Here is a 14,781-nt window from a genome sequence, read left to right on the forward strand (position 1 = left end):
TCTTTTTCGATCAGGACGAGTGAGGCTCCGTTTAAGAGAGCGCCGAAGATGTCGAACACCGATCCGTCAAACGAATAATTGGACAGCTGGAGAATGGCGTCATCTTCTGTGATGTCGATATAATTGGTATTTTGAACGACTCTCGCCGCACTGTAATGCGGGATGACCACTCCTTTTGGTGTTCCGGTTGAGCCGGACGTGTAGACGATGTACGCTGTATCGCTTGAGCTATTTACACGCGGAAGATTCTCTTCGCCTAGTAAGTGCAACTCGTCCGAACGCAAATCAACGGTTCTTATATCAAAAGGTTGAAGAAGCGAATCTGTTGTTACTAACAATGCCGCACCGCTATTTTTCAACATATAATCGATTCTGTCTCTAGGCGTTTCAGGGTCGATCGGCAGATACGCACCTCCCGCTTTTAAAATGCCAATGATGCCGATGATCATCTCAAAGGAGCGCTCCGCGATGATCGCGGCAATCGAGCCTCTGCCGATACCCTTTTCCCTGAGGAGTCTCGCGGTTTGGTTTGCTTTCTTATTCAGCTCTTTATAGGTCATGCGCTGAGCACCGAACACAAGAGCCGTCTGGTCAGGCGTCTTCATGGCCTGTTCCTCAAAGAGCTCATGAAGCGGCTTGTCTTTCGGGTAATCCGTTTTTGTATCGTTGAATGTGTGTAAAATCCTCTGTTTTTCTTCTTTTGACACAAGGTTGATGTCTCGTAATGTTTGTATCTCATCTTCCGCCACTTGTTCTGCGACGGTGATGATATGCTTTTCTAGTGTTTCGATGATGGTGTCGTCATACACATTTTCATTAAATGTCAATTTGAGTTTCAGCTGCTCATTTTCTAAAACGCCGGTCAGATTAAAATCATAGTTGGTTTGTTCTTTTCCATGAACACCTTCCAGTTCAAAACCGCTTTCCCCGGATTGGCTTCTGAACAGCTCTTCATCAAACGCATAATTTTGAAAGGCCATGACATGGGTGATCAGCTCTCTTTTCATTTCACTCAGTTCCTGAATTTCCGATAAATTCATATAGCTGTATCGATTGCTTTCGATAGACTCGGCTTGTGTTTTCTTTAACACCTCTTTAAAGCTTCTTGCGCCTTCAAAGCTGATCCGGGTCGGTATTGTATGAATAAACAAGCCGACCATCTCTTCGATGCCGTCAACAGGAGCCTCCCGTCCCGAGACGACGGTTCCGAATACGACTTCATCGGTATTGTTGTATTTGGCGAGAATCATGCCCCAAATTCCTTGAAGAACCGTATTGATGGTGACATGATGCGTCTTGGCGATCCGGGTGATTTTCGTTGTCAGTTCTTTTGAAAACGATATGACTTTTTCTTTGCCGCCATATTCTTCTGACGTTGCGCCGCGATTGAACGCCGGAAGTTCAGACCGCGACTCATACCCTTTTAGATAATCCTTCCAGTATGCCGCCGCTTCTTCTTTATCTTGTTCTTCCAGCCATTTGATATAGTCTCCATACGGCTTCGGCTCTTTTAATCGGCGGGATTCACCTTTCATTATTTTTCCATATAGACTGAACAGCTCGCTCAAAACAATACCCAGACACCAGCCGTCCAGGAGGATGTGGTGATGACTCCAAATCAGCCGATACGATTCGTCATTCATTCTGATCAAACAAACCCTCATGAGGGCTTCACTGCTCAGATCAAAGCCTTTTTCCTGATCTTCTTTTAAATATGTTTCTATGAACCTATGCTGGCGAGTCCGATTTTCGCCTGTCAGATCTATTGATGCGAAAGGCGTTTTCCGTTCTCTAGCTATAATCTGTCTCGGTTCGGATGTGATTTCATATTCAAAAGACGCCCTTAAGATTTCATGCCTCTTCACGATCTCGTGAAAGCTTTCTTCTAAAATGTCCGGATCGACACGTCCTTTTAATTCGATGACAATTTGCTGGAGGTATGCCCCTGATGTCTGATCCATAGCGTTATGAAATAGCATTCCTTTTTGCATGTTGGCCAGCGGATAGATCTTTTCGATTTGAAAAGCGCTGTACTTATCTTTAATACGCTCCAGCTCTTCAAGACCAAGTGAGACATCGCCATAATCGGAAGGCGTCATGTCCGATCCTTCTTTATTAACGCAATGATCGACGATCTTTTCCAGGTTTTCTTTGAATGATTGATTGAGTTGTTCGATTGCGCTTGTTTGGTATTGGTCCTGGTTGAACGTCGTATAGATTGTCAATTCGCCGTTTAAAGAGATCGCATTCATTTCGACGGCGCAGTGCCTAGCGATTTTTCCGCCGATGCTTTCGCCCGGTGAAAATGGCGACTGGGAAAATACTTTTCTATTCATATCATTGTTCATTTCTCCAAAATAGTTAAAAGAAAGCGGAGCCTGAGTTTGTATTTTCTGAAGCTCTTCTGTCATGTATTTTAAAACGCCGTAGCCGATTCCTTTATTCGGTATTTTTCTCAACGTTTCTTTGACCATTTTGATATTTTGCGATATTTCTTTTTCTTCTCCCAAATCGATAAAGACCGGATAAACCGTCGTAAACCAGCCGATCGTTCTCGTGATGTCAACACCGTCTAAGATGTCCTCCCTGCCGTGCCCTTCCATCATGACCTTCAATTTGTTTTCTCCGGTGATATCCCTGACTGCGGCGATTAATGCCGTCAGCAAAATATCGTTGATTTCCGTGTTGTAGGCTTTGTTTGCGTTTCGCAAAAGTTTTGCTGTCACGTCTGGGCTGATTCTGATGCACAAAGTCGCGCTGTGTTCAAACGTGTCTCGTTCAAGCTTTTCAGCAGGAATAAATGGAGCATCCGCTTCCAGGGCCTTTTGCCAATACTCCCTTTCCTTTAACAGCCTGCGGCTTTGGGCATACTTCTTCAATTGACGGGCGAACTCTTGGTATGAATCCGTTTTATATCCGATGTCGAGAGGTTCGCCTTTCAATGCCTGAAGGTACAATGTTTCAAAATCCTCGAACAAAATTCTCCACGATACGCCGTCAACGACAAGATGATGGATCGCAATGAGCAGGTGATCGCCCTCATCAGCCCGGAAGATGCCAAGATGAACGAGTTTTCCTTTTCTAATCGATGATTTTTTTTGAATGCCTGTCGCCAGCTCAAACACCTTTTCCGCTTGATTGTCAAGGCCTCTTACATCATAAACATCCAGGTCGAACAAGTTTTCACGATAGCCTCTGTTGTATTGAATGATGTCTCCGTCTTTTTCTTCATAGATCATCCTTAACGCGTCATGCTGCTCCAGTATTTTATTGAAGGCTGTTCTGACGATGTTTTCGTCATAGCCGTCTTTTCTAAAGAGCATAAATGACTGGTTGAAGTGGTCAAGCTCCTCTTTGTTGTTCGCAAAATATCTCTTTTGGATAGGAAGCAGTTCCGTCTCACCTGTAACGGGTTTGTTATGTTTGCGATGTCTCGTTTCTTCTCTGATCAATCGGCTGAGATCCTTTATTTTCGGATTGGCGAACAGCGCCTTCATCTCAAGTTTCAGGTTCATCTTTGCCAGCCTGGAAACGATCTGGAGCGCCTTGATCGAGTCTCCCCCTGCCGCAAAGAAATGGTGGCTGATCCCGATGTCCTCGGCACCGAGAATCTCTCTCCAGACTTGCACGAGTTTTCGTTCGATTTCATTTCGGGGCGGATCGTACCGAGTTCCTTCTATTAAATTTCCGTCCGCCTCAGGCAGTGCGCTTCTGTCCACTTTACCGCTTAGGGTGCGCGGGAGCCTGTCAAGCTTAACAAAATAGGACGGAATCATATAATCAGGCATTTCCCTTTCAAGAAATTGTCGTACATCAGCTGCAGGCAATTCCTGATCAGACGCGAAATAGGCGCATAAATAGCTGTTGCCGTTTTGATCCTTTCCTGAGATCACCGCCGCTTCTTTAATCTTCTCATGTGACAAGAGCTGCTGTTCCACTTCGCCAAGCTCTATTCGATAGCCGCGGATTTTCACTTGATGATCGGCGCGTCCCAAAAACTCAATCTGTCCATCCGGAAGCCACCTCGCCAAATCTCCGGTTTTGTACATTTTTTTGCCCGGCTCAAATGGATGGTCGACAAACTTTTCCGCCGTAAGCTCAGGTCTGTTTACATACCCTCTGGCAACCCCTTCGCCTGCTATGCATAGTTCTCCGGCAATCCCAACCGGCAGAGGGCGGAGGTCTTTGTCCACAATATAGATGCTTGTATTGAGAAGCGGTCTGCCGATCGGAATGGACGGTGTTTGCGGCACTTTTCCCGATTCGATTTGATGTGAAGCAGCATCAACACAGCACTCTGTCGGGCCGTATACATTCGTGATATTGCATGACAGATTCGGGAATTTATGAAATAGGCCGCCTATGACATCAGGTGTTAAAGCATCTCCGCCGACAATCAATTCCTTCAGATCGAATTCGAGTTCCGTTTTGTCTACATACGCCAGCATGTTTAAATGAGCAGGCGTCATGTCCGATACATTGATGTTGTTTTTCGAATAATACTCAATTAAACTCATCGCATCCCAAGCTGTCTCGCGCGGGACGATGCAAAGGGTATGCCCGAAGAGAAGCGCTGCGAATATTTGTTTGACAGAGGCATCAAATATATAAGGCGCAACCAGTGCTACATTTAAATGAGCATCGAGATGATGGTAAATTCTTTCATTTAATCCATGAACAAGATTGTTCACACTATGATGCTCGATCATGACGCCTTTCGGTTTTCCAGTGGATCCCGATGTATAGATGACATATGCCAAATGCTCCGGCTTGATGTCATGCTTAAGGTTTTCCACGTGGTCATTTTGTCCGGTTTGATCAATCCGGATGATGTCTCCGGCATAAGCTTCACCCAGATCCACATCGCCTGCCGCGCATAATACGCTGACATCGCTGTCTTTTAACATGTAGCTTATTCTTTCCTGCGGATACGCCGGATCGATTGGCAGATAGGCTCCGCCAGCTTTCAAAATACCCATAATACCGACGATCATTTCGATTGACCGTTCTGTGAGAATCCCTGCTATCACATCAGGGCCTACTCCTTTTTGACGCAAGGTGAAAGCCAGGCTGTTCGCCCTTTCATTCAGCTCCCTGTAAGAAATCGTTTCATCCCCGAAGGCAACCGCCGGATGATCAGGCGTTTTTTCCGCCTGCTTTTCAAACAGCTCCGGTATCGTCATCTCTTTGCAGAACACACCGTCTGTTCGGTTAAAATCATACAGAACCCGATGTCTTTCACCCTTTGTCAGGACATCTATCTGATTGATGGCAATGTCCGGATGATCCGCCGCTTGTTCCAACAAGCTGATCAGGTGTTCAGATAGTCTTTCCATTCTTTCCTTGTTGAATAGCGTCGTTGAATACTCAACTTCCAATCTTAATCCGTCTGCCGCTTCACTCGCAGTCACTGTGATGTCAAACTTGGAAATGCCGCGCTTGATCTCCACCAGCCTGCTTCTCAGCCCCTCTGCTTCAAACGGCTTTACGTCAGTGTTATGGTACACGAGCATCGTATCAAAGAGCGGGTTTCGGGCCATGTCCCGTTTGATGTTTACTTTTTCTACAAGCTCTTCAAACGGATAATCCTGGTTTTCATAAGCCTGAAGCGTGTTTTCTTTTACCTCTTGCAAATAATGTCTGAAAGTCTTTTTCCCTTCCGGATGGTTTCTGATCGCCAAGGTATTGACAAACATGCCGATGAGATGTTGAATATCCTCATGATTTCTCCCTGCAGCCGGAGTCCCGACGATGATATCTTCCTGACCTGTATATTTGGAAAGCAGTGCTGTATAACCGGCCAACAGAAGCATGTACATCGTAACGCCGTTTTCTTTCGCCATATGCTGAAGCTTGCGGAATGTTTCACTTTCGATTGCTGCAGTGACGGTGTCACCTTCAGAGCTTTTCGTCAGCGGCCTTTTATGATCTGTCGGGAGATCAAGGACCGGGATATCGCCTTTATACGTCTTCAGCCAGTATTCTTCCTGTCTTTTAAGCTCCTCGCTGCGGGCATGGCTATTTTCCCATTCTGCGTAATCTATATATTGAATATCGAACGGTTCCAGTGATTTCCCTTCATACAGCGCTCCCAGCTCTTGAATGAAGATGTCGGTGGACACGCCATCGGAAATGATATGGTGCATATCGAACATCAGCAAGTGCTCACGTTCATTCACTTTGACGACCTCCGCCCTTAAAAGCGGTGCTTTTTCCAATTGAAACGGCCTGATAAAGCTTTTGATTTTTTCTTCGGCACTTTCTTTGCCGATGTCACTGTATGCGACTTGAAAATCGATCTCGTTTTCAATCTGCTGCATCACTTCACCGTCGATCATGACAAATGAAGTTCGAAATGATTCATGTCTTTTAATCATATTTTTGAATGTATTCTCAAATCGGCGGATATCAAAATCGCCTTCGAGCGTCATGGCAAAAGGCATGTTATATGCAACATGACTGCCTGCTTGAGAAAGGATATAGAGCCTTTTTTGCGCTGAAGACAATCGGTAATATGGTTTTTCTTCCGTTTTTCCTAACGATGTAAAAGTACTTTCCTTCGCCGCACCGATATATTCCCTCAGCCCTTTAATCGTCGGGGTATCGAATATTTGTCTTAAAGGCAGCTTGACATTCAGTTCTTTATGAATAGTTGATACCAAAGCGGCGGCTTTAAGCGAATGCCCGCCGGCTTCAAAGAAGCTGCTGTTGATTCCGATTTTATTGATTCCTAAAGCCTCTTCCCATATGGAAACAAGTTTTTCTTCCATCTGATCCCGCGGCGCTTCATAGCAGCGATCCATTGTGATGCTCCGTTCCGGAACCGGAAGGCTTTTCTTATCCACTTTTCCATTCACGGTAAGCGGCAGCCCGTCAAGCTGGACAAAGTGCTGAGGAATCATATAATCCGGAAGGCTTTTCTTTAAAAACGCTCTGATCTTTTCCTGTTCGACTTCCTTTTTAGCCGTTACATATGCGCAAAGATACGGGTCATGATCTCCGTCTTCTCTTGCGATGACCGCCGCTTCTTCAATCTTTTCATATTTAAGCAGCTGGTTCTCGATCTCGCCGGGTTCGATCCGATAGCCGCGAATCTTAACCTGCTGGTCAACCCGTCCCAAAAACTGAATGTTTCCATCTGGCAGCATTTTGGCAAGATCACCTGTGCGGTACATTCTTTCCCCGGGTACAAATGGATTTTCGATGAATTTTTCCCGAGTCAATTCCGGTCTATTTACATACCCGCGGGCCAGCCCTTCCCCGGCGATGCAGAGCTCGCCGCTGGCTCCGAGCGGACAAAGCTGAAGGTCTTTGTTCAATATATACACTTTGACGTTATCGATCGGTTTTCCGATCGGAATATTTTGATACGATTTGTCGATTGGAAAACTTGTAGCAACGACTGTATTCTCCGTCGGTCCGTAGTTGTTTACGATTTGATAGCTTTTTTCTTTAAAGACGTTTAATTTATCTCCGCCCGTTAACAGCGTTCTTAACGAATGATTGTCAAGCGCTGTAAATTGTTCGCAGACTGGTGTCGGCAAAAAGCTGATCGTAATATGATGGTTATGAAAATACCGGTTCAGCTTTTCAACATCCAGCCTTGTCTCCTGATTGAGGACATGAACGGTGGCTCCCGCTGTTATATAAGGGAACAGCTCCCAGACAAAAGCGTCGAAGCTGATGCTCGCATAAATCGAGCTGTTGTCGTTTTGTCCGACTTCAAAACAAGATTGATGCCAGCGGCACAAGTTGATCAATGATTGATGCTCGATCATCACGCCTTTTGGCTTTCCTGTTGAACCCGACGTATAGATGACATATGCAAGGTCGCCGCTTTGATTGACATTGTCAATGTTTGACCGATCCTGCCCGGCAATCCTCTCATCATCCATATGAATCAACTCGATCGATTCCGCCGTAAGCTCCTCGGCCAGCGGAACGTCAGAGATGATGACTTTGACTTCACTGTCAAAAGCCATGTATCTCATCCGCTCCAGAGGATACTCAGGATCAATCGGCAAATAGGCGCCGCCTGCTTTCAGCACACCGAGAACCGCTGCAATCATATCGGACGACCGCTCCATCACGATCCCGACGAGCGTATCCGGCTTAACACCTTTTTCTCGCAACAGCCTTGCCACTTGATTTGCTTTTTCATTCAACTGTCGGTACGTCAGTTTTTGATCTTCAAAAACAACCGCAGTGTGATCTGGTATTCGATTCACCTGCTCCTCAAACAGCTGGTGGATTGCTTTTCCTTTTGGATATGCCGTCTTTGTATGGTTGAAGGACTCTAAAAGTGTCCGTTTTTCTTGACGGGATATCATATCGATTTGATGTAAAGTAACATCAAGGTTTTCTGAAACTTCCTCTAAAATCCTGAAATAATCTTCCGCTATCTTTTGAATCGTCTCTTCCTTGAAAAGGTTTGTCGAATATTCAATGTTCAATACGATCTTTTGTTCAAAATCCAACACATTAAAGATCATGTCAAATTTTGCATTGTCCAGTTCAAAGATGATCGGACTCAGCTTGACATCGCCTTTCTGTTTGGTAAACATCCTGGCATCTTCCAGAACAAACATCGTGTCGAACAAAGGATTGCGGTTAGACTCCCGTACACCATTGAGTTTGCGGATCAAATCATCAAACGGATACTCGGAATTGTCAAAGGCCGCTATCGTACGCTCTTTCGTCTGCTGCAAAAATTCTTTAAAGCTGTTGGAAGTATCAACCTCGTTCCGCAAAGCAAGTGTATTTACAAAAACGCCGAATACATCTTGCAGATCAGGATGCAGCCTTCCCGCAGCAGCGGTTCCGACAACGATATCTGTTTGATTTGTATATTTATTTAAAAGCACATAATATGCGCTCAGCATCACCGTATAAAGAGTTGTTCCGGTGTGTTTCGCCAGCTTCCTTATATGATCTGACAGCTCCCGCTCCATTTCCAAAAACACGCTGCTTCCTTCAAACGTGTCGATATGATGACGTTTATAGTCATAAGGAAAGTCCAGCTTTGACGGTATATCGCGATAAACGTCAAGCCAATAAGCTTCCTGCTTTTTCATCGCGGCTGATTGATTAAATGTATGATTCCATTCCACATAATCTTTATATTGCACATTTACTTCCGGCAATGGCACATTGCTGTAAAGTTCCAATATTTCATTCATCAGGATCCCTTGAGAAACCCCGTCACTGATGATGTGGTGAAAATTTATGACCAGTATATGCCTATTATCGTCGATTTTGATCAGCTTGGCCCTCATAAGAGGCGGCCGGCTCAAATCAAAAGGCTTAATGGATTCTTTACAGTACCTGCTTGTGATCTCCATTAAAGCATGCTGATCTGTAATTGAAGCGTCTAAGCACTCGTATTCGAGGCGGAATTCGACATTCTCATAAATTTTTTGGATGAGTTCATTGTTTTGAATTTCAAACCCGGTTCGCAAAACTTCATGTCTTTGCAAAAATGTCTTCAATGCGTTTTCAAGCTGTATGGCGTTTATCCGGCCTTCGACAAGAAGGGCCATCGGAATATGGTAAGCTCCCCTTTCATTTTCCAGCATCGACAGCATATACATTCTTTGTTGGGCAGGGGATGTCGGATAATACTCTTTTTCGTGAGCTGTTTGAATCGGATGTTCCATATCGCTTTCTTCTCTGTTTTTCAAATAGTGGTCCAAAGCGATGATTGAATCATTTTTAAAGATTTCGCTGATCGGCATCTCAACATTCATTCGTTTGTTGATTTCCGTGATGATGGATATCGCCTTGAGTGAGTCTCCGCCGATTTCATAATAGCTGACATGAAGATTGATGCTGTCTAGGCCAAATATATCTTTCCAAATCTCCAGAAGCATGGCTTGTGTTTCATTCTCCGGCAGCATCGATCCGCCTCGTTGACCTTCATCTGCGGTATGCTGTTCAGCCAAGTCATGGAGCGTGCGCTTATCGACTTTTCCGTTTACAGTTAACGGGATTTTGTCAATTTCCACGAATTTCGCAGGAATCATATAGTCAGGCAGCGTTTTTTGCAAAAATTCCTTTACATCTAATTGGCTGATCGCGTTCTCTGCTACAACAAAAGCGTATAAGTTTTTGATTCCATCCGGACTTGTGTAATCAATAACCGATGCCTTCGTAATCTCCTGATGGCTTACGAGAGTATTTTCAATTTCCCCCATTTCCACTCTGTAGCCTCTGATCTTCACCTGGCTGTCTTTTCTTCCGAGAAACTCTACATAACCGTCCTCTTTCAAGACGCCATAGTCACCCGTTTTATAGATGTAACCTAATTCCTGATGATGGATAAATGAATGATCCGTTTTTTCTTGATCATGAATATACCCGCTTGCTACCCCTGCTCCGCCTATGTACAGCTCTCCTTCGACACCGACGGGACATAATTGTTTATTCTGGTTCAATACGTATATTTTTTGATTGGCCAGCGGTTTTCCATAAGGAATGCTTTTCCAGTCTTCCTCTACTTTTTGAATCGGATAGTAGATCGACCAGATCGATCCCTCTGTTGCGCCTCCCAAACTAATCACTTCTGCGTTTTTAAACGTCTTCTTTATGGTTGCAGGCAGCTGAAGCGGTATCCAGTCTCCGCTTAGCAGGATGAGTCTGAGATGATGATTGAGCTCGTTGGCCGGGTATACATCGGCCGTCATTCCCATAATCGCCGGAACAGAATTCCAAATTGTAATCCGTTCTTTTTCGACTGTCTCTTTCAGACTGAATACATCCCTTTGGTCATCAATGATGACCAGTGACGCCCCGCTGCTTAAAGCGCCAAACACGTCATAAACAGATAAATCAAAGCACAATGAGGAAATGCCCATTATGTTATCTTGTTCTGTGACGTTGAATTTTTCATTGATATCGAGAATGGTATTCGCTGCGGCACCATGCGTAATCTGAACGCCTTTTGGCTTGCCTGTGCTTCCTGACGTAAAGATGACATATGCCATGTCATCCAAATCGACTTTTCGGTCAACCGGCGCTTTTGAGAAGCGCTCGATATGTTCTTTGTCATACACGTCATGGCTGATGAAGAATTTGCAGTTGCTTTTTGATTGGATATACGCCTTTCTTTCTTCCGGATAATCCGGATCGAGAGGGATATAAGCTGCTCCAGTCTTCAATACAGCCAATAAATTGACAATCGTCCCCAGGCTTCTTTTGCCGATGACACCGATATAGTCGCCCCTTTCAACCCCTTTTCCAATGAGAAATCTTGCGACCTGGTTGGATTTTTCGTCAAGCTCCTGATAGGTCATCACCTCATCATGATGCTTGAGTGCCACTCTGTCAGGTCCATGTTTAACCTGGCCGGTAAACAATTCGTGCAAGGGCTCGGTATCGAAAGATTGATCTGTGTTATTATAGGCGCTGATCATCTGGCGGCTTTTTTCATTTATTTGGATGGTTGAAACGTCTTCGCCGGATACGGCTTTCTGGATGACTGCGATATACTGGTCAAACATCGATTCAATTACTTCATGTTCAAAAATTTGCTCCACATAGTCCCATGTAATATAAAGGCCGCCGTTTATTTCATATACTTGGTTGTCAATGTATACTTGCGACGTTCTCGTGCTAAAGAAATGAATGTTGTCAAAATCGACAAGACTGTCAAATGAGTCGTCGGGATTTTCACTCAGCACGCTTGTGAATACGATCGGCATGACCGCTTTTTTATTCATGCCATTCTTTTTGGCGATGTTTCTGATCACATCAACTCCGTCATAATGTCTGTGTTCCAGTGCTTCTAAAAGCGTGTCCTGAACATTTAAAGCAAATCTCCAGAAAGAGCTCGTGTTTTCTTCGGCATGGATGTCCAGCAGCATTAAAGAGGTAAAATCTCCGATCATGTTTTTGACATCCGGATGAAACGGGATTCTGTTAAATACGGTTAAATTGATAGCAAAGTGGTTTTGCCGGCTCCAATAAGCTAAAATATAGGCATATGCAGCACAAAGGACTGAGGTCGGCGTGAGATGATAATGCCGGGCTTTCTTTTTTAATTCATTCCATGTATGTCCATCCAAAAACGTTGAAAACTTCTTGAACGAAGGTTTCGCTACATGGGCTGGATCTGATTTAAGAGGCAGCTCAGGCGCACTTGGAAAATGATCCAGTTTATCCAGCCAATATTTTTGGTCTTTTTGATATCTGCTTGTTTGCTTAAAATCGATCGAGGCCAAAACATAATCTCTGAAGCTGTATGCTAGTGAAGGCAGTTTGAGGCCGGGGTTTTCATATAGTTGTTTAAACTCCCTGATTAATCGTTTCATACTGCTGTCATCGCAAATGAGCGGGTCCACATTGAGGAAAAAATATTTTTTCTCTCCCGGCAGCATAAACGTTTTGAGTTCAAACAAAGGCCATACACTTGGATCAATGATCTTTGATGTCATCTTCTCCCGCTGTTCTAAAATTCTGGCGTTGATTTCTTCTTCTGTGAAACCTCTTAAATCCTGAGTTTCGATTGTATAACGTTGTGTTGCTTCGAGAATTTTTTGCGTTCCGTTTTCAAATACGATCGTGCGGAGAATCGGATGCCTGTCAATCAATTTTTGCAGTGTCAGCTGAAATCGATTCAAATCGACATCAGCTTCAAATTCGACAGTTAAATTCGTAGCGACTCCGCCGATTTCGAACGACTCATCTCTTCCAACTAAATAAGCCAGCTGAATGCCTGTAAGCGGGAATGTTTCATGGATATTTTCCGGATCGGCAGCCCTTGTCACGAAGCCGTCTCCCTTGTCTTCTTGTTGATTAGCTTCGATAAAAGCGCTCAATTCCTTTATGGTCGCAAGCTTAAATAGCTGATGCAGCGGAATTTCAACATTCATTTTTTCCTTTATTTTGGCGATGAGCTCCATCGCATGCAATGAATGTCCGCCCATTTGTGCAAAATGATCATGAATGCCCGCTTTTTCAACGTGCAAAACATCCTGCCAAACAGCTGCCAGCTTTTCTTCCGTTTCATTTCGCGGCGCTTCATATTCGTTTTCCGCCCCCGCCGTTCTGTCCGGCTCAGGCAGGGCTTTTCTGTCCACTTTCCCGTTTTTGGTGAGGGGCAGCTTGTCCAATTTGACAAAATATGCGGGGATCATGTAGTCCGGAAGCCTTTCACCTAAAAATCCTTTCAGCTCATCAAGGGAAATCTCATGATTTGCCGTGATATAGGCGCAAATGTACGGGCGGCTTTCTTCGTCTTCCCGGACGATGACGATCGTCTCATTGATGTCTTCATGCATCTCCAGCCGGCTTTCGATTTCGCCGAGTTCGATCCTGAAACCGCGGATTTTCACCTGGTGGTCGATTCGGCCGATGAATTCGATGTTGCCGTCAGGCAGCCATTTCGCTAAATCACCTGTTTTGTACAGCCTTTCTCCCGGCATAAACGGATGCGGGATGAATTTTTCCGCCGTCAGTTCCTCGCGGTTTAAATATCCTTTGCTTAAACCGTCGCCTGCGATGCACAGCTCTCCGGGAACCCCGATCGGCACGAGCTTGCCGGCTTCATCCATGATCAAGACTGACGTATTCGCCAGCGGGCTGCCGATCGGGATTGTATCGGCTTTTTCATCTATTTCATTGATGAAATAATATGTCGCATATACCGTGCTTTCCGTCGGGCCGTAAACATGAATCAATTTATCCCGGCCGACATGATTCAGCACTTTTCTCACATGCGGAATCGACGCTCTCTCCCCGCCGAAGAGGATTTTTCGTAAATTCGACAGACAGTCGACATGAATATCTGCAATCATGTTGAACAGTGCCGTCGTAATGAACATCACGCTGACCTTCTCCTCATTGATAGCGCTTCCAAGTCTATTGATGTTCAATAACGCTTCCTTCTCAATCATGACCAGCGACGCTCCGTTTAATAAAGCGCCGAAGATGTCGAACACTGATCCGTCAAACGAATAATTGGACAGCTGGAGGATCACGTCGTCTTCTGTGATATCGATATAATTGGTATTTTGAACGACCCTTATGACACTGTAGTGCGGGGTGACGACGCCTTTTGGCGTTCCCGTGGAACCTGATGTGTAGATAATATAGGCGGTATCGCCGGAATCATTGACAGAACTGAGCGGTTCTTTACTGAATCCGTCTGAAGCCTTTTTGTCCAGCTGAACGATGTCAGCCTCACAATCGATTCCGTCTGCCGCTTTTCCTTGCGTTAGCAGCACCGCGGCTTTCGTGTCGCTGAGCATGAAGGCCATTCTGTCTTTCGGCGTTTCAGGGTCGATCGGCAGATACGCACCTCCCGCTTTTAAAATGCCAATGATGCCGATGATCATTTCAAAGGAGCGCTCCGCGATCATCGCGGCAATCGAGCCTCTGTCGATCCCTTTTTCCCTGAGAAGTCTCGCAGTTTGGTTTGCTTTTTCATTCAGCTCTCTGTAGGTCATGCGCTGAGCACCGAACACAAGAGCCGTCTGGTCAGGCGTCTTCATGGCCTGTTCCTCAAAAAGCTCATGAAGCGTCTTGTTTTTTGGATAATCGGTCTTTGTGTTGTTAAAATGTAGGATCAGTTCTTTTTCATTCTCTGTCATTTTGTGAAATACCCCATTTTCTAATGAATGTTTAGCAACCATATAAAAATTCTCCTTTTTGATAAAATATTCACCATAATATTGGTCTGTAGTTGCTCTTTTACCGATTTTTTATTGAACCTCCGTCTTGTGAAAACAGATTATCAAAAATAATCATTATTTTCCATGGGAATATTGTTTAATAATGGTTAAT

The 14,781-nt window shown here is 44.7% G+C and carries 1 protein-coding gene; it reads right to left on the reverse strand.

The features are described from left to right. Positions 1 to 14,630 (reverse strand): bacitracin non-ribosomal peptide synthetase BacA (gene bacA / locus LQ247_RS07650; RefSeq protein WP_231005859.1); only part of this gene is annotated, 14,630 nt, incomplete at its 3' end. Positions 14,631 to 14,781 lie beyond the last annotated feature (151 nt).

The sequence above is a fragment of the Bacillus sp. BS3(2021) genome (assembly GCF_021043345.1).
Taxonomy (GTDB): Bacteria; Bacillota; Bacilli; order Bacillales; family Bacillaceae; genus Bacillus; species Bacillus paralicheniformis.